The following is a 17,493-nucleotide window of genomic DNA, read 5'->3' on the forward strand; positions in this document are numbered from 1 at the left end:
ACGCTGCTTAAACAAGCAGATAAAACGATTATTGATTTTTCCGGTATCATGCCGAACCCCACCTATGCAAAGGTGCAGGAAGGTGCGGCCATTGCCCGTGAGCAGCATGTAGACTTCATTCTGGCTGTGGGCGGCGGCAGCGTGATCGACTGCTGCAAGGTGATTTCCGCACAAGCTCTGTTGGACGAAGACATCTGGGAGATGGAGTACGGCAAGGGACAGTTCCCTAACGCAGGAATCCCGGTAGGTGCGGTTGTCACCGCATCCGGCACAGGGGCAGAAATGAACGCGGGCGGCATCATCACCCATGAAGAAAAGAAGTGGAAGGGCGGCATTTTCGGCATCGCTCCCGTATTCGCCGTCCTGGACCCGGCGTATACCATGTCCGTGCCGCCCATGCAGGTCCTCTCCGGTGCGTTTGACACTTTAAGCCATGCCATGGAAACATATTTCGGTAATTCCGACCAGGATAATGTTTCCGATGATGTGGCGCTGGCGGTCATGCGCAATACCGTTGTCAATATGCGCCGCTTGCTGAAAAACATCAACGACAGGCAGGCTCGGAGCAACTTGATGTGGGATTCTGCAATGGCGGAGAATGGAATTTTGAAATGCGGCCGCCTGACAGATTTCCAGACACACCAGATCGAACACCAGCTTGGCGCTTATACCGACTGCAACCACGGCCAGGGACTGGCAGTGATTCATCCCGTTTATTACCGCCATATCGTAAAGGATGCGCCGGAGAAATTTGCCAGACTTGCAAAGGACGTATTTGGCCAGGATACCGCAGAAGCCGGTGTGGCGGCACTGGAGAGCTTCATCAAAGAGTGCGGGCTGCCCACAAAACTGAGCCGGCTTAAATCCACGGTGGAGATCACCCCGGAGGTACTGCGGCAGGTGGCCGATACCTGCAACATTATCAAGGCTGGCCCCCGTGAACTCAGCAGGGACGAAATCTACGAGATTTTGATGGAGTGCCTATAAGGAGGGCCGCATGGACCGGCCATATATAATTTGTTGCATTTTGAGCGCGCTGGATGGAAAACCACCGGTGCATTTATGAGAACAGAGGCTGCCGGAAAGGCAGGCGAAGAATATGCCCGTATCCGTACAGAATATCGGACCGACGCATGGCTTTACAGAACGGTGACCACAAAAGAGCTTACAGGAGAGCGAAAACCGGAGATTGGTCCGGCGTCAGAGATATCTCCCGGTGATTCTGTGGCGGAGGCGCAGGCGGCGCTCTACTATGTTTCTGTGGATACGCAGGGAGAAATCGGCTGGGCATCAGGCACATTCCGTAAGGCCGGATGCCCATGCAATTGAAGTTCTGACAGAGCAGCCCCGGCGCGCCGGCGATTTTCCGGCGCAAGAAGATAGAATGCTTGGATGGCGATGGAATTTGGCTGGTATGTTCGGTAAAAGACAAACAGCAAGGAGAAAGAAAAGAGGAAGAATATCCGTGCGCGGATGTTTTTGACATTGCTATTAATCGGTTGTGCTGAGAAAAACAATAGCTTTGTATCATCGGAAATGCAGCCGGTTCCTTCTATGGCCGCGAACGAATGCGGAAGCCTGCCTGCTGCGGAAAGCGCGCGTTCGGGAGGACGAGGCTGCTGCCCATTCTTAATGAATCGCAGGAGACAGGGTGAAACTCAAATTTGCAGCGCAATTTATGTACCCCAGGAGACCGGAGAACAAATGTCGGCAGTATTTTCCGCTCATGGCTTTAAGACAATCATCAGACTGGAGCATAATATACCGAAGCGCTGGCTGCAAAGGGATATGTAATATAGGATAAAGTCCAACTCCTGGCACTTCCCAAAATCCCATAAAAAGGCAAAGTCTGTCGGCGTTGATATCTGTTGATAAAACAGAACTCCCCCGGTAACAACTACCGAGGGAGTTTTAATTTATGTTTGGCTTGCATTTTGATTTGCATATTTTGTAAATAACACCGTAAGGATATTGGCGCGCATAAACAAGGCAAAAAGAAAACCGCAAACACCGAACGAATGACGGTGTAATGCGGTTTTTTAAATGGTGGAGACGGAGGGGCTCGAACCCGCGACCTCTCGGATGTGAACCGAACGCTCTAACCAGCTGAGCTACGCCTCCACAGCGAAAATTATTATAGCATACCTTTTTTGAAAAGTCCAGCCCCAATTTTATATTTTCCCCTATTGACTTTTGAAAAATATGTTGTATTATTGTATTAATCGATTAATACAGTGACACAAGGAGACGAGCGCATGAAGTGGAACATCACAGCCGACCGGCCCGTTTACCTGCAGCTCATCGAACAGCTGGAGCTTGCCATCGTGGCCGGAGAATACCGGGCGGGCGCACGGCTGCCCGGCGTGCGGGAGATGGCTGCCGGAGCGGCGGTAAACCCAAACACCATGCAGCGTGCGCTGCAGGAACTGGAAGCACGCGGCCTTTTGAATACACAGCGCACGGCAGGCCGCACCGTAACGGAGGATGAAACAATGATTGCACAATTGCGCGAACAACTGGCGGCCGAGCAGATCGGCGCATTTTTGCAGATGATGGAAAAGCTGGGATACACCCGGGCGCAGACGCTGGCGCTTTTGCAGCAAAAGGCACAGGAGGAATGACGATGGAAGCGGTATTGACATGCAGCGCATTGACAAAGGCCTATGGCCCGAACAAGGCGCTGGACAATTTTACGGCGGCTTTTTCCGGCGGGCGCATCACAGGCCTGCTGGGGCCGAACGGCAGCGGCAAGACGACGCTGATGAAGCTGGCGGCGGGGCTGCTGGTGCCCACGGGCGGAAGCCTTCGCGTATGCGGACAGGCGCCGGGCCCGCAGACGAAAGCGCGCGTGGCGTATCTGCCGGAACGCACGTATCTGCCCGCCGGTTTGCGCGTGCGCGAGGCGCTGGAGCTGTTCTGCGATTTTTACGCTGATTTCAGCCGGGAAAAGGCGGTCTCGATGCTGGCGGATCTGAAGATCCAGCCGGGGGACAAGATCAGCGCCATGAGCAAGGGCACGCGGGAGAAGGTGCAGCTTGTGCTGGTGATGAGCCGCGCCGCCGGGCTGTACCTGCTGGATGAGCCCATCGGCGGCGTGGACCCCGCGGCCAGGGATTATATTCTGGACACGATCATCCGCAATTACAGCGAGGACGCGGCGCTGGTGCTCTCCACACATCTCATCGGCGACATTGAAAAGGTGCTGGACGACGTCGTGATGATCGGCGGCGGAAGGCTTGTGGCGTCCGGCAGTGTGGACGAGCTCCGTGCGGCGCAGGGCAAAAGCGTCGACGCGTTTTTCAGGGAGGTATTCAAATGTTTGCGAAACTCATCAAACATGAATTCAAGGCGACGGCGCGTATTTTTCTGCCCATACTGGGCACGGTTCTGGTGCTGACGGGCGCGGCGGCGCTGACCGTAAAGCTGGGCGGCATACTGGTGCTGCCCGGCGGAACGGGCTGGGGAGGGCCGGTGCTCGGCCTCGCTTCCGGGCTGCTGTGCCTGCTCACCTTTATTGCAATGATGGCCATGATGACGGCCGCGGTGGTCGTCACCATCCAGCGGTTTTACAAAAACCTGCTGGGGGACGAGGGATATCTGATGTTCACGCTGCCAGTCACACCCGCGCAGCACATCACGGCCAAGCTGGCCGTGGGCACAGTGTGGACGCTCCTTTCACTGGCGCTGGCGGTGCTGGCTGCCGCTGCATTGATCTTCTCTATTCCCGGCGCGGCGGAAAACGGCATGACGCTTGCACGCTTCAGCGCGGCGTTCCGCGCGGAGATGGGGACGGGCCTGTGGATGCCCGCCGCCGTGATGCTGGTGCTTTTTATTATCGGTACAGTGAACACATATTTACAGCTTTACATGTGCATGGCCATCGGCGGGCAGTGGCCCACCAGCCGCCTGGGAGCCAGCATCGCGGCGTATTTTATACTCAATTTCGGGCTGCAGATGCTGACGGTGGCCGGTATGCTCGTCAGCGGCGTGGTGCTTGCAGCAACCGGGGCCATGGATGCGCTGGTCCCTGTGGTAGAGCACGCCGCACCCGCCGCCGTGATGTGCGCCGTAATGGGGGCCGTGGGCGCAGTGCTGCTGGTCGGCTGTGTGATTTATTTCTGCATAACGCGCTGGTTGTTGACAAAGCGGCTCAATCTCGCGTAAACTGGTACCAAAAGGAGGGGATGCACCATGGAACGGCAGCAGTATGTATGCCCGAAGTGCGGAAATATGGAGTATGAGGCCGACCAGTTCCAGGCGACCGGCGGCAATTTTGCCAAGCTGTTCGACGTACAGAACAAGCGCTTCACCACCATCACCTGCACCCGGTGCGGCTATACCGAGCTGTACAAGGAAATGAGCGACGGAGCGATGGATGTTTTGGACTTCCTGATCGGCGGCTGAAAAAACGGGATCAAATACCAAAAACAGCGGAGGGCGCGCCCGGTGTGGGCGGCCCGCCGCTGTTTCTGCTTTTTAAGGCGGGTCTATGGCAGGGAAACCGTCAGAGGGTTTCCCTGCGCCGTAAACAGCGCCGTCAGCGCGGCGCTGTCGAACTGTGCGCCCAGCAGAAGCGAATCCTCCGCCAGCCGCGCGCACAGCGCCGCATATACACGGTCGGAGCCGTGGAAGCCGTCCACATACTGGCTGTCATTCGTCTCCGGCAGATAGGAGTAATTGAACACCTCAAAGCCGTACCGGGCAAACATCGTCTCCAGCGCCGCGAAGGCGGCGGAAATATAGCCGTACTGCTCGGTCTCCTGCATGCGCTGCCACACAGAGGGGGCGTAGGGGGGCAGGAATGCCGTTACCTCGATGCCGGCCCGGGCGCAGAAAGCGAGCAGAGCTTCCGTCTGGGCAAGGCTTTCTGCGTCCGGCGTTTCCCCGTACTCAAAGCGGTTCGTGTTTTTTGCGATGCGCTGGAACGTATCCTTAAACTCTGCGTCCGCGCTTTTTTCCGGGTGCAGCACGGCGGTGCCGTAGGTGTATGAGCCGTCTGCGTAAAAGCCCGCGCCGCGCCCCGCGGCCGACATGCCGTACACGCCGTCCTGCGTGCCCAGCACATGCAGCAGGGAATATTTTCCGTCCAGATAATCCGCCAGTGCCCGGCGCAGAGCGTAAAAAGCGTCCGGCTGCGTGTAGGGCCGCAGGGCCGTGCTGTCCTCCGGTTCGATGGAGGTCCAGGTCTCATTGTAGAAATACTGGTCCAGCACCAGAAGCAGATGCTTCGGCCGTGCGTCCGGCGGAATGTTTTCCAAAAACACCTGGGCCTGTGAAATATAGGCAATGCCGCCGCCTGCGTTGTAAAAGCTGTCTGATGCGAAGAAAGCGCCGCGCAGCTGCATGGAGCGCGAGGTGCCCAGCACCAGCACGTCCGCACCGCGGGCGTTGGCCACGGCCTGCTTCAAGGCGCGGGTATCATCCCGGTAGGCAAGGCCGAACAGCTCCAGCCCGCCGTTCAGCGCAGCGGCTTCAATGTCCGCCGTGGGCGTCAGCTCGCCCGAGCGCAAAAGGGCAAGGGAAAACATGCCCAGCAGCAGGATGACGGGCGCGAGAAACAGCGCGAGGATCTTTAAAAAGCGTTTCAATGGAAGCCTCCCGGATATTCGGGCCGCGTCCGTTCGGGGCGCGGCGCTTAAAACTGGAAGTAGATGGGCGTGGGGGATGCACCGATGGGCGCAAGAAACAGGATGGCCAGAACCAGCACATAGCACAGCGCGGCCTGGAACCATTTTCTGCGTCCCGCAAGCCAGGCGGAAAAGCCCGTGCGCCTCGCGGCGAAGTCCACCGCGCACAGCAGAGCGCAGGCAAAGCCGACGCGTACCAGCATACCGCTGTTAAACCCCAGCATGGCGAGAGCGTTTTTCAGCGCCGGGGGCGTAAGAGAAAAGCTGTCCGGCATGCGGGCGAACAGATGCAGCGCACCGGACAGGGTGGGCGCGCGGAAAAACACCCACCCGAACCACACCAGCACGAAAGTGACAAGCATTTTCAGCCCGCGGGCCGGGGCGCTCTGCTCCGGAATGTGCGAGGCGCGCCACAGCCGCGCGCGGGCGGGCGCGGTGAGCCGTCCCACCGCAAGATATGCCCCGTGCAGCAGCCCCCATACGGCGAATTGAAGCCCGGTGCCGTGCCACAGGCCGCTGACGAGGAAGGTTATCAGCAGATTGACGCAGCAGCGCGCTGTGGAGCAGCGGCTGCCGCCCAGCGGGATGTAGACGTAGTCCCGCAGCCAGGAGGAGAGCGAAATATGCCAGCGGTTCCAGAACTCCTTCACGGACGTGGAAAAATAGGGCGCGCGGAAATTTTCCGGTACGTCAAAGCCCAAAAGCTGCATACAGCCGATGGCGATGTGGGAATACCCGGCGAAATCCGCATAGAGCTGCACCGCGTACAGTACGCTGGCCAGGAACACCGAAAGGCCCATCACAAGGTCGGGGGCGTCCAGCCCGGCGGAAACATAAGGCGCCAGGTTGTCGGCCACCACCAGCTTTTCAAAATACCCCCACAGCATGAGCTGCGCGCCGCGTACCGCGCGCCCGGCGTCAAATGCGCGGGGCGTGCCGATCTGGGCCATCAGGTCGCCCGGGCGCTGGATGGGTCCCATACTCACTTCGGGAAAGAATGAAACATACAGCGCGTACCGTCCGAAATGGCGGCAGGGAGGCAGAGCGCCCTTGTACACCTCGGCCAGATACGCCACAGCTTTGAACGTGAAAAAACTGATGCCGACGGGCGTGAGCAGGCTGAACGCGCGCACGCTTTCGGGTACATACGCGCCCAGCAGCGTATTGAAATATTTGAAGAACAGCAGCGGCGCCAGCGCCGCCGCCGCGGCCAGCGCCAGCGCGGGCCTGCGGCCCCGCCGCCGCTGCAGCCACAGGCCGCCCAGATAAGAGACGGCGATGCACAGCGCCAGCACGGCAAGCATGGGCGCGCCCAGCAGCGCATAAAAACCGGCCGACGCGGCCAGGCAAACGGCCCAGCGCGCTTTCTGCGGCACGGCCCAGTGTACGGCGAACACGGCGGCGAAAAAGCCGAGATAGGCAAGGGATGTGAACTGCACCGGGCGCGGCCTCCTTTGCAGCAAAAATAAGGATATATTATTGTATCATGGCTGTGCGCCGCGCGCAACCGGAACAGGGCTTACAGCTTTCTTACTCTTTTGTAAGGCTTTTTTGTTACCGGTCTTATTTGCGGCCGCGCAGGAACGTGGCCCCCGCGATGCTGTCCACGGCCTCGCAGTACGAAAAGCCCGCGGCCCGCAGCAGGGCAAGCTCGTGCTCCAGCGTCAGCGGCGTGTCGAAGTGGATGAACACATCCGCCGGGATGTTCGCGCGAGCCCGGCGGCGCGCGCTTTCCGCCCGCAGCAGAGTCTCCTCTTCCTCGCAGCAGGCGATGTAGTCCGCCTCCAGAAAAAAGCCGCCGGGCCGCAGGGCGGCATGAATTTTTTTGTACAGCTCCAGCTTTTGCTCCGGGGTAAAATGGTGCAGGCTCTCTACGGAAACGACCGCGCCGTATTGCTCCGCGCCCAGGTCCATCGCCAGATAATCCGCGCACCGCAGCTCAAGCCGCCGCCCGGCATGCTTCGCACGCAGCTTTTCCAGCATGGCCGCGCACAGGTCCACTCCCGTGACGGCAAGCTCCGGCCAGCGGGCAAAGATGCGGTCCAGCTCCAGCCCGGTGCCGCAGCCGAGGTCCAGCAGGGGGCCGCAGTCTCCGGGCGTCAGCTCGGCCACACGGCCATATGCTTTGTCCCACACGGACATGTGCGCTTCATAGGTGTCCACGCGGGCGGCGAAAAAGCCGTTCATATCCTCGGCGGGCTCATCCCGCGTCTGTGCAAGCCATTGCTTCAATTCCCGCATATGGGCGGAAACGTCCGCCCGGATGGTAAGCTCCATAAAAATTCCTTCTTTCCTGTGATGGGGCACCTGCTTACAGCGCCAGCGTCCCGGTGGCGGCCCGGCGCACAAAGGCCGCGTCATGCTCCACAAACAGCATTGTGGGCCGGTAGTCCAGCAAAAGCTGCTCGATCTGCATGCGGGACAGTACGTCGATATAATTCAGGGGTTCGTCCCACAGGTAAAGATGAGCGCTTTCGCAAAGGCTGCGGGCCAGCAGCACTTTCTTTTTCTGTCCGGCGCTGTAATCCGCCATATCCTTTTCAAACTGCACCCGTTCAAAGCCAAGCTTGCGCAGCAGCGTCAGGAACATCGTCTCGTCCACGCCCGCGTTCCGGGCGTAGTCTCGTGCGCCGCCGTGCAGAAACGACGCGTCCTGGGGCACATAAGACACAATAAGCCCCGCGCCGAGCGCCAGCGTACCGCAGGCGGCGACGTCCTGACCGCACAGCTTTTTCAGCAGCGTGCTTTTACCGCAGCCGTTGGGGCCGGTGACAGCCATGCGCTCGCCGGGGCGAAGCGTGAACGTCAGGCCTGCGCACACCGTGCGCCCGCCGTAGGAAAGGCTCAGGCCTTCGGCGCGCACCAGCGGCCCGCTTTTGCTCCAGGCCAGCGGGTGCAGCTTCAGGCCGTCGGCCTCGTCCACATTGCGCAGCAGTGTTTTTTTCTCTGCAATGGCCGCCTGCTGGCGCGCTTCGGTGACTTTGGCCCGCTTCATCAGCTTGGCCGCCTTGTGGCCCAGAAAACCCCGGTCCGGCCGCAGGCCGCTGTTGCGGGCGTGCTTTTCCCGCTCGGCCCTGCCGCTCCAGCGCTCGGTGCGGCGCGCGGCCTCGCCCAGCCGGGCGATGTCCTTTTCCAGCCGTTCGTTTTCCGCGCGTTCACGCTCGTCCTGCAGGCGTTTGTTTTCCTCCCAGGCGGTGAAATTCCCCTGCATCACGGTGATGTCGCGGCGGTTCAGCACCAGCATATGGTCGGCGCAGCGGTCCAGCAGATCTCTGTCGTGGGAAACCAGGATATATCCCCTTTTCTGCGCCAGATATTCACCCAGAAGGCGGCGTCCTCCGGCATCCAGATGGTTTGTCGGCTCGTCGATGAGCAGGAATGCGCCATCGTGCAAAAACAGGCTGGCCAGCAGAATCTTGGTTTGCTCTCCATTACTCATTGTATAAAATGGGCGATATAATACGTCTTGCTCCACACCCAGCAGATTCAGTTCCCGCAGGATGCGCCAGGCCGGGCAATCCGGGAGCAGCCGCTCCAGCACGGCTTGCGTATCGTCCTGCGGATATTCCACAGGGAATGGGAAATACAGCACGGGTACGCCGGCGCGCACGGCGCCGCGGGAATCCAGCGTGCCGTCCAGCAGCTTCAGAAATGTGGTTTTGCCGCGCCCGTTGCGGCCGGTAAAGCCGAGCCGCCAGTCGGTGTCCAGCACGAAAGAGACGTCCTCGAACACGTTGTCGCAGGCGCCGTCATAGGCGAAGGTAAGATGGGAAACGGTGATTTGGGACATATACTTCAACTCCAATCGAAAAAGGCCGCGGGAACGCGCCCGCGGCTTTTTCCACCATGTGTCCAGAGCCGGGCCGAAGCGCCGGAAACCCTGAAAAAGGCAGGCGCCGCACAAAGGCGGCCCTGCCCTTCCTTACACACGGAAGGAGCCGGAACGAAACGCATTTTCCCGCTTTGTGGAAGGCGCACAAAACCACAGCAGCGCGCGAAAACGCCGCGCCGCAGGTTTGTGCACGTACAAAAAGCAGGTCAAATGCGCATCCTTCCATCTCCCGTCTATTCGATTCTTTTTTATTGCTCCCAATAAAAAACGATCTTGATGGCCGCGCCCGGGGACGGGCCGCACAGCCGAAAAAATAGCCCGCAGCTATTTTTTTTATAGCTTTGCCGTGCAAAGCTATAAAAAGCAGCCATGTGGGCTGTCCCGGCCCATGGTCTTAAAATATTAAGCGCCCGGGCACAAAGTGCCTGGATGCGCGTAGAAAACAGCAGCGTAGCTGCTGTTTTTTAAGATAGCAAAGCGGAAACGGTTTGTCAAGAGCCCTTTTGCGGCGGCGGGCGGCGGTGTGCGGTAATGACCGTCCCGCTGCCCGCGTTGACCACAAATTCGCAGTCCGCAGATGTGATATACCAGTTTTTGCCCCTGCGCTGATAAACCGCATCTGGCTGTGCGATGCACCGTATGCACTGCCGCATGACGTCCTGGGGGGCAAACCCGAGATTTTTGCACAGACGCGCGGCGCCAAGAGGCGTCGTGTGGAGTTCGTGCGGCCTTGGCGGCGCGGTGTTTTCCCGTACAGTGTCCTCCCCCGCGCGGGCCGGAGCGGCGCGCTGCATACGCGTCAGCCCTGCGTCTGCTTCCAGCGCTTGAGCGTGGGGTACCACGCGCGCATGGCGCGGCGGGCGTCCTCGGCGTCCAGCCCTGGGTTCTGCTGCTGCTCGAAGCGGATGCAGAAATCGATCATCTCGTCCATCGTGCAGTCCGCCGTGAAACCGCCGTCCTGATAACAGTAGGTGCAGTATTCCTCCGACCTGCCGCCTCCGGCTTCGGTGCCATAGTCGGCCTCGTTTTGCAGCGGCATGCCGCAGCTCTGGCAAAAGCGCTTGACGTTCTGGTTTTCCATGTTGCATTCCCCTTTCGGTTGTTGTGCGTTCAGTATAAACCGGGGAAGATGACATCCTGCGTCATATTCAAAAGAAAAAATAAATTTTCCGCAGCCGGCCGCGCGCCAAAGGGTCACTCCGGCGCGCCGTACAGCGCCGCCACTTTCTGCCCGGCCTCGCGCAGGGCCTGCTGCACCTGCGGCGGAGACAGCACAGCCACATCGGCTCCGAAGCTCAGCAAAAAACCGTATATCCACGGGCTTTCGGGGTAAAAGGCGGACACGAAGAGGCGTCCGTCCGGCAGCTGTGTCACCCACTCCGGCGGAAACATATCGTAAACGCGGTACGCGGCGGCGGGTGTGAACGTCAACTCCAGATGCAAAAGCGGACCGGGGGCCTCCGCCGGGTCCATCGGCTGGGGCGTGTGCTGCGGGCCGGGCGTGAAAACGGCGTCCAGCAGCGTCACGTCCAGCATGCGGCACAGTTTGAACACACGCAGCGCCTGTCGTGCCAGGCAGTACGCCTGCAGGTACCAGGCGGCGTCTTTATAAACCAGCTTCACGGGCTGGGCCGTGCGGCGGCTTTTTTCGCCGCGCGCGCTGTAATAATCGAAGGCGATCTCCCGGCGCGAGAGGATGGCTGTTTTCAGTGTGGCGAACACGCGTTTTTCCGCCGGGCCGGAGCCCCAGGGAGAAAAATCCACCTCCAGCCAGCCGTCGCCGCTTTTCTGGAACAGCCCGGCCAGCTTTTCCAGCGCCGCGCCGCCCATGCCTGCGGCGGCCATGGCCCGCAGGGCATACAGGATCTCGTCCTGCTCGCCGTCCGTCAGCAGCGAGCGGTCCAGCACATAGCCGGGCAGCAGCCCCACGCCGCCGCCTCCGCCCCGCGCCGCGTACACAGGGACGCCCGCGGCCGAAAGCGCGTCGATGTCCCGGTAAATCGTGCGCACGCTCACTTCAAAGCGTTCGGCCAACTCCCGCGCCGTCATGCGGGGACGGCTTTGCAGCAGATATACGATCTCGAACAGGCGGCCCGTGTGCATGGCTATCCCTCCCGGCCGGAGCCGCGGGTAGCGTGCCAGTAGGCGCTCATGGAAAAATCGCCGCTCTCGGTCTTTTCTTCGCCCAGGAAGGGCGGCGGAACAAAGGCGCGGGCGGCCTCCACGGTGGGGAACTCCACCTCCGCGTAGAAAAACGCCGTGGGCCGGCCCGCGTCCACCAGGCTCACCTCCAGCCGCTCGCCCCCGGGCAGCGCATACACCCTGTAATCCTTGGTCACAAGGTCCTGCCCGGTGAAGGCTGTGAGCCGCCGGAACAATTCCGCAGAAATATCCGTTTCAACCTCCTCCCGCGCCAGCGTGCCTTCGCCCTTGAAGCACAGCACACAGCGGCAGCCGTCGGCGTTCACGCTCTCCCGGATGCGCACCACGGGGGCTGTCGAGATATATCCCTGGCGCACCCGGGCCTCTTTCAGCAGCGGGAGACCGGCGGGGAACCCGTCGATGAGCCACTTGCGTTCGATCTCCATTTTAACACCCCACTATCTTTTTTTTCGTAAGACCATTATAATAGTGTGTATCCGACAAGTCAAAAATGCCGGGCGCTTTGTAAAAAGCCCGGCCGGGCGCAAACGTGCGCACCCAAAAGAAAAGGCGGAAAGACCATGAAGCAGCAAAGAGGATATCCCCGGGTGACCGTTACCCCCAAGGCCGAACGCGGGCTGACGGGTGGACATCCGTGGGTGTACGATACGGAAGTGGCGGACGCGCAGCCCGCGGAAAACGGCGCGCTGGTGGACGTGATCAGCGCAAAGGGACGGTATCTGGGCACGGGCTTCATCAGCCTGCACAGCAAGATCCGTGTGCGCATCCTTTCACGCAATGCCAATGACGTCTTCGACGAGGCGTTTTACCTGCGCCGATTGTCCCACGCGTGGGAGTACCGCAAAACAGTGCTGAGCGGGGAGGTTTCGAGCTGCCGTGTCATCTTCGGCGAGGCCGACCTGTTCCCCGGCCTGACGGTGGACCGTTTTGGCCGGTATCTGGTGGCACAGACGCTCTCTGTGGGCATCGAGCGCATCAAGCCCGTGCTCTTTCCGCTGCTGGTAAAGCTGCTGCGGGACGACGGCCAGCAGATCGACGGCCTGTACGAGCGCAACGACGTTGCCATCCGCGCCCGGGAGGGGCTGGAGGAAAACAAGGGCTGGTTTGACCTTTCGGCGCTGGGCCTGCCCCGGCCGGACACCTGTCTGACGGAAATTGTGGAAAACGGAGTCCGCTATACTGTGGACGTGGAAAATGGCCAGAAAACGGGTTTTTTTCTGGACCAGAGGTTCAACCGGCAGGCTGTGGCGCGGCTTGCGCAGGGCAGGACGGTGCTGGACTGCTTCACGCACACCGGCTCCTTTGCACTGAACGCAGCCAAGGGCGGCGCGGCCCATGTGACGGCGGTGGACGTCTCCGAGGCCGCCGTGGAGATGGCGCGCCGCAATGCGGATATCAACGGAGTGTCGGACAGAATGGACTGCGTGGCGGCCAATGTGTTCGACCTGCTGCCCCGTCTGGCGGAGGAGGGCGGCAAAAAGTATGATTTCATCATTCTGGATCCGCCCGCGTTTACGAAATCCCGCAAGACAGTGCCGGGCGCACTGCGGGGATATAAGGAGATCAATTACCGCGCCATGAAGTTGCTGCCCCGGGGCGGGTATCTTGCCACCTGCAGCTGCAGCCATTTTGCCACGGACGGGATGTTCCGCGCCATGCTGGCAGACGCGGCCCGTGACGCGGGCGTGCAGCTGCGCCAGATCGAGGCGCGCCAGCAATCGCCGGACCATCCCATCCTGTGGGGTGTGGACGAGACGAATTATCTGAAGTTTTACCTGTTCCAGGTGTTTTGAGCGGCGCGCGGCGGCCGCATAGAAGGAGAATGGATATGGAATACCGCGAGATCGCACCCGGCGAGCTGGACCGGGCGCTGTTCCGGCATTTTGAACGGCGCCAGGAAGTGACGAAGTGCCGCCGCAGGGAAAACGGCGTATGGGTCGTGCGGGACGCGCCGTTCATCGACGACTGGAGCGAAGCGGATTATGCGTTTCTTGTGCAATGCCTGCAAAATACGCTGGCCACGGGCGGCGTTGTGCTGGGGGCCTTTGCGGACGGCGCGCTCAAGGGCTTTGCCTCGGTGGAAAGCGCCCCGCTGGGCAAAGCGGGGGATTACCGGGACCTGACGTGCCTGCACGTTTCGGCTGAGCTGCGGGGCAGAGGCATCGGGCGGGAGCTTTTTACCCGGGCGGCGCAGTGGGCCCGTGCGCACGGCGGAAAAAAGCTGTATCTGTCGGCCCATTCGGCGGTGGAGACACAGGCGTTTTACGCGGCGATGGGCTGCGTGGAGGCCCGGGAGTACAATGAGGCCCATGTGGCGTCGGAGCCGTTTGACTGCCAGATGGAGTACGCGCTGTGAGGCGCCGTGATGCGGAGGATAAGCATGCAGATCAGAAAATACAGGCCGTCGGATTGCCGGGAATTGGCGGAGCTGTTCTACGACACGGTCCATACGGTCAATGCCGGGGATTATACAAAGGAGCAGCTGGACGCGTGGACGACGGGCCATGTGGATCTGGAGGCCTGGGACCGCTCGTTCCGGGAACACCATACCCTTGTCGCTTTGGAGGACGGTGCGGTCATCGGGTTTGGGGATATCGACGGCTCGGGATATCTGGACCGTTTGTACGTCCACCGGCGCCATCAGGGCAAGGGCGTGGCAACCGCCCTTTGCGACAGGCTGGAGCAGGTGTGCGCGGGCGTTATCAGCACCCACGCATCGATTACGGCGAAGCCTTTTTTTGAAAAAAGAGGGTATCGGGTCATCCGGGAGCAGCAGGTGGAACGGCAGGGCGTGGCGCTCACCAACTTCGTGATGGAAAAACGGCGGTGAGCCAGGGCGAAAAAGGGAAAAGAATCAAAAATGCCGGCAGCGGAAATTTCCGCCGCCGGCATTTCTGTGTAAAAGGCTATTGCTCCGCCTGCACCGCCATCACCTGCGCGGCGGGCCGCCCGTTTACGGAGGCCAATGGAGCGCCGCACAGCACGGCTGTCAGCGAGCCGCCCCTGGGCCAGAACAGCGAGAGACAAAGCAGCGCGGCCAGCACAACTGCCGCAAGCCGCCTGGCGGCGGGAGACATCATCCGGTTCGTTTCCATCGTATTCCTCCTGAGTGTATCGAATTTCGGGCTTTCTGTGACTGATTTATACTCAGTATACCACCGCCTGGTCACAACATGGTCACAAATTGAAAAAATCTGCACGCATTTGACAGACTTTTTGCGAGGCGAAGTCAATATAAAAATGATGATAAAAATCAAATGACTTTTTGGGTGCGTAAAACCGATGACCGGTGCGGCCCGCATGGAGCAGAGACACCGCCGCCCGGAGAAAGGGATGGCCGGCGCCACGTGGCAAGAAACGCAAATATATGCCAAGCCCCGCCCTGTTCACCGCGCGCCGCGCGCCGTACAATAAAAGCAACGACACCGGGCGCGCCCTCCGCGCGGCCCGTACAGGGAGGATGCAGTATGCAGTACGGCCACTTCGACAACGACCGCCGGGAATATGTCATCGACAGGGTGGACCTGCCCGCGAGCTGGACCAATTATCTTGGCACGGAGGAGATGTGCGCCGTGGTGAACCACACGGCGGGCGGATACCTGTTCCATAAAAGCGCCGAATATCACCGCATCACGCGTTTTCGCGCCAACGCCGTGCCCATGGACCGGCCCGGCCATTACATTTATCTTCGGGACGACGACACCGGGGAGTACTGGTCTGTTTCGTGGCAGCCCGTGGGCAAGCCGCTGGACTGGGCGAAATATACCTGCCGCCACGGCTTGTCCTACACAAAATACGAATGTGAGTACGGCGGCATCCGCGCCGTGCAGACGCTGTTCATTCCCCGGGGCGAGGCTGTGGAGATCTGGGACCTTTCGTTGGAGAATATCTCCGGCCGGGCGCGGAGCATCAGCGTGTTCAGCTACGCCGAGCTGTCGTTCCACCATATCGATATGGACAACCGCAACTTTCAGATGAGCCTGTATGCCGCGGGCGGCAGCTATGCGGACGGCATCATCGAACAGGACCTTTTCTATGAGGAGAACGGCTTCCAGTATTTTGCGGCCACTTTCCCGCCGGACAGCTACGATACGGTGCGGGAGGCGTTCATCGGCCCGTACCGCACCGAGACAGACCCCATCGGCGTGGAGCGGGGCACGCTTTCCGGCAGCACGGAGCTGGGCGGCAACCAGTGCGCGTCGCTGCACAGGCGTTTTATCCTCGCGCCCGGCGAGGTCCTGCGCGAAGCGTTTTTCCTGGGGGAGGGGCCGCGGGCCGAAGGCGTGCGCATCCGCAAAAAATATGCGCCGCCCACCGCCCGGGACGCGGCACTGGCGGCCCTGCGCGACTACTGGGACGAAAAATGTGCGGCGCTGCAAATCGACACGCCCAATGAGGGCATGAACACGCTCATCAATATCTGGACGCTGTATCAGAGCGAGATAAACGTGCAGTTTTCCCGCTTTGCCAGCTTCATCGAGGTGGGCGGCCGCACCGGGCTGGGCTACCGCGACACCGCCCAGGACGCGATGACCGTGCTGCACTCGAACCCCGCCCGCTGCAAAGAGCGCATCGTGCAGCTTTTAAAAGGGCTTGTCAGCGAGGGATACGGCCTGCATCTGTTCGAGCCGGAATGGTTCGAGGAGACGCCCCGGCAGAGTTTCAAGAGCCCGACCGTTGTGCCCACGCCGGATAAAAGCAGTATGATCCACGGCCTGGCGGACGCATGCAGCGACGATGCGCTGTGGCTTGTTTCCACCGTGGCGGACTATGTGCGGGAGACTGGGGACGCCGCGTTCCTCGACATGCCGGTGCCCTATGCGGATAAAGGGACGGACACGGTTTACGGCCACCTGAAGACGATCCTGGATTTTTCCCAGCGCATGGTGGGTGCGCATGGGATCTGCCAGGGCCTGCGGGCGGACTGGAACGATTGCCTGAACCTGGGCGGGGGCGAAAGCGCGATGGTGAGCTTTCTGCACGTTTGGGCACTGGGAAACTTTGCCGCACTGGCCCGCTGGTTGGGCCGAAAGGCAGACGCGGAGCATTACGAGGCCGTGCGGCGCAGCGTGGCGGACGTGTGTGAAAAAGAGCTGTGGGACGGCAGATGGTATCTGCGCGGCTTCACAAAAAACGGCCGCCCCATCGGAACGGACGCGGATACGGAGGGCAAGGTGCATCTGGAGAGCAACACCTGGGCCGTTCTCTCCGGCGCGGCAGGGCCGGAGCGGGGCGCGCGGGCCATGGACAGCGTGGAGGAATACCTCTACACGCCCTGGGGCCTGATGCTCAACGCGCCGGCTTACTCGAAGCCCGACGACGACATTGGTTTTGTCACCCGGGTGTATAAGGGCCTGAAAGAAAACGGATCCATTTTCAGCCATCCCAACCCATGGGCGTGGGCGGCGGAATGCGTGCTGGGACGGGGCGACAGGGCCATGCAGTTTTACGACGCGCTGTGTCCCTATTGGCAGAACGACAAAATAGAGACGCGCAAAGCGGAGCCTTATTCCTACTGTCAGTTCATCACCGGGCGCGACCACAAGAAATTCGGCGAGGCGCACCATCCGTTCATGACAGGCTCCGGCGGGTGGAGCTATGTGGCCGCGACGCGCTATATGCTGGGCATCCGGCCGGAGTTCGACGGCCTTGTCATCGACCCGTGCATCCCCGGCGGTTGGGACGGCTTTACGGCCGTGCGGCGGTTCCGGGGCGCGGTGTATGAGATCGAGGTGCGGAACCCCGCCCATGTGTGCAAGGGCGTAAAGGCGCTGTACCTGGACGGTGTGCGTGTGGAACGGCTGCCGCTGCTGGCGCCCGGCACGACGGGCCGCGTGACAGCGGTGCTGGGCTGACGCGCGCCGCAGGTTC

Annotated in this window: 19 protein-coding genes and 1 tRNA gene; 9 read left to right on the forward strand and 11 right to left on the reverse strand. The window is 60.7% G+C overall.

Features of this window, described 5'->3' with window-relative positions; translation table 11 throughout:
- The coding region (locus TQ39_RS11800; protein ID WP_050005662.1) for an iron-containing alcohol dehydrogenase at positions 1–987 on the forward strand (987 nt) is incomplete at its 5' end.
- A gap of 1,057 nt (positions 988–2,044) precedes the next feature.
- Here the strand turns inward: TQ39_RS11800 and TQ39_RS11810 are convergent.
- A tRNA-Val gene (locus tag TQ39_RS11810) sits at positions 2,045–2,121 on the reverse strand.
- A 134-nt stretch (positions 2,122–2,255) separates the two neighbouring features.
- Between TQ39_RS11810 and TQ39_RS11815 the strand changes: the two genes are divergently transcribed.
- The 4 genes from TQ39_RS11815 to TQ39_RS11830 are packed head-to-tail and all read left to right on the forward strand — an operon-like array spanning position 2,256 to position 4,404.
- Positions 2,256–2,621 carry a GntR family transcriptional regulator gene (locus TQ39_RS11815; RefSeq protein WP_050005664.1) on the forward strand — a complete coding sequence of 122 codons (366 nt, stop codon included), beginning with the start codon at positions 2,256–2,258 and terminating at the stop codon, positions 2,619–2,621.
- Positions 2,622–2,623: 2 nt separating this feature from the next.
- Positions 2,624–3,397, forward strand: a complete 774-nt coding sequence (locus TQ39_RS11820) for an ABC transporter ATP-binding protein (RefSeq protein ID WP_242853487.1) — start codon at positions 2,624–2,626, stop codon at positions 3,395–3,397.
- Positions 3,316–4,164, forward strand: a complete 849-nt coding sequence (locus tag TQ39_RS11825; protein ID WP_156146289.1) for a hypothetical protein — start codon at positions 3,316–3,318, stop codon at positions 4,162–4,164. Before TQ39_RS11820 ends, TQ39_RS11825 begins: the two co-directional genes overlap by 82 nt.
- A 27-nt stretch (positions 4,165–4,191) precedes the next feature.
- Positions 4,192–4,404, forward strand: coding sequence for a zinc ribbon domain-containing protein (locus tag TQ39_RS11830; RefSeq protein WP_009325347.1), 213 nt, complete (start codon positions 4,192–4,194; stop codon positions 4,402–4,404).
- A gap of 83 nt (positions 4,405–4,487) precedes the next feature.
- Here the strand turns inward: TQ39_RS11830 and TQ39_RS11835 are convergent, their stop codons facing one another.
- From TQ39_RS11835 to TQ39_RS11870, 8 genes are all read right to left on the reverse strand, one after another.
- Positions 4,488–5,588 carry a hypothetical protein gene (locus TQ39_RS11835; RefSeq protein WP_050005666.1) on the reverse strand — a complete coding sequence of 367 codons (1,101 nt, stop codon included), beginning with the start codon at positions 5,586–5,588 and terminating at the stop codon, positions 4,488–4,490.
- Between the two features lie 47 nt (positions 5,589–5,635).
- Positions 5,636–7,066 (reverse strand): MBOAT family O-acyltransferase, encoded by a 1,431-nt coding sequence (locus tag TQ39_RS11840; RefSeq protein WP_050005667.1) that lies wholly within the window; start codon positions 7,064–7,066, stop codon positions 5,636–5,638.
- Positions 7,067–7,190: 124 nt separating this feature from the next.
- Entirely contained in the window at positions 7,191–7,904 is a 714-nt protein-coding gene (locus TQ39_RS11845; protein ID WP_050005668.1) for a class I SAM-dependent methyltransferase, read from the reverse strand.
- A gap of 34 nt (positions 7,905–7,938) precedes the next feature.
- Positions 7,939–9,417, reverse strand: coding sequence for a ribosomal protection-like ABC-F family protein (abc-f, locus tag TQ39_RS11850; RefSeq protein ID WP_050005704.1), 1,479 nt, complete (start codon positions 9,415–9,417; stop codon positions 7,939–7,941).
- Positions 9,418–9,950: 533 nt separating this feature from the next.
- Positions 9,951–10,253, reverse strand: coding sequence for a DUF3781 domain-containing protein (locus TQ39_RS11855; protein WP_082052234.1), 303 nt, complete (start codon positions 10,251–10,253; stop codon positions 9,951–9,953).
- A gap of 5 nt (positions 10,254–10,258) precedes the next feature.
- Entirely contained in the window at positions 10,259–10,540 is a 282-nt protein-coding gene (locus TQ39_RS11860) for a zinc ribbon domain-containing protein (RefSeq protein WP_050005705.1), read from the reverse strand.
- Between the two features lie 113 nt (positions 10,541–10,653).
- Positions 10,654–11,562, reverse strand: coding sequence for a helix-turn-helix transcriptional regulator (locus tag TQ39_RS11865; RefSeq protein WP_050005669.1), 909 nt, complete (start codon positions 11,560–11,562; stop codon positions 10,654–10,656).
- A 2-nt stretch (positions 11,563–11,564) separates the two neighbouring features.
- Positions 11,565–12,047 carry a CYTH domain-containing protein gene (locus TQ39_RS11870; RefSeq protein ID WP_009325339.1) on the reverse strand — a complete coding sequence of 161 codons (483 nt, stop codon included), beginning with the start codon at positions 12,045–12,047 and terminating at the stop codon, positions 11,565–11,567.
- 135 nt (positions 12,048–12,182) lie between these two features.
- Here TQ39_RS11870 and TQ39_RS11875 point away from each other — a divergent pair, with 135 nt between their 5' ends.
- Genes TQ39_RS11875 through TQ39_RS11885 form a run of 3 tightly spaced genes read left to right on the forward strand, consistent with a single transcriptional unit; the run spans position 12,183 to position 14,452 of the window.
- The gene (locus tag TQ39_RS11875) at positions 12,183–13,415 is read left to right on the forward strand and encodes a class I SAM-dependent rRNA methyltransferase (protein ID WP_050005670.1); all 1,233 of its coding nucleotides are present in this window, start codon (positions 12,183–12,185) and stop codon (positions 13,413–13,415) included.
- Between the two features lie 35 nt (positions 13,416–13,450).
- Entirely contained in the window at positions 13,451–13,978 is a 528-nt protein-coding gene (locus TQ39_RS11880) for a GNAT family N-acetyltransferase (protein ID WP_009325337.1), read from the forward strand.
- Between the two features lie 24 nt (positions 13,979–14,002).
- The gene (locus TQ39_RS11885; protein ID WP_009325336.1) at positions 14,003–14,452 is read left to right on the forward strand and encodes a GNAT family N-acetyltransferase; all 450 of its coding nucleotides are present in this window, start codon (positions 14,003–14,005) and stop codon (positions 14,450–14,452) included.
- A 76-nt stretch (positions 14,453–14,528) separates the two neighbouring features.
- On the opposite strand, the gene TQ39_RS20900 is transcribed toward TQ39_RS11885, so the two are convergent.
- Entirely contained in the window at positions 14,529–14,717 is a 189-nt protein-coding gene (locus TQ39_RS20900) for a hypothetical protein (protein ID WP_009325335.1), read from the reverse strand.
- Positions 14,718–14,799: 82 nt separating this feature from the next.
- Positions 14,800–15,048 carry a hypothetical protein gene (locus TQ39_RS20905; protein WP_156146291.1) on the reverse strand — a complete coding sequence of 83 codons (249 nt, stop codon included), beginning with the start codon at positions 15,046–15,048 and terminating at the stop codon, positions 14,800–14,802.
- Positions 15,049–15,089: 41 nt separating this feature from the next.
- Here TQ39_RS20905 and TQ39_RS11895 point away from each other — a divergent pair, with 41 nt between their 5' ends.
- Positions 15,090–17,477, forward strand: a complete 2,388-nt coding sequence (locus tag TQ39_RS11895) for a glycoside hydrolase family 94 protein (protein WP_009325334.1) — start codon at positions 15,090–15,092, stop codon at positions 17,475–17,477.
- Positions 17,478–17,493: the final 16 nt, after the last annotated feature.

Source organism: Ruthenibacterium lactatiformans, assembly GCF_000949455.1.
GTDB lineage: Bacteria > Bacillota > Clostridia > Oscillospirales > Ruminococcaceae > Ruthenibacterium > Ruthenibacterium lactatiformans.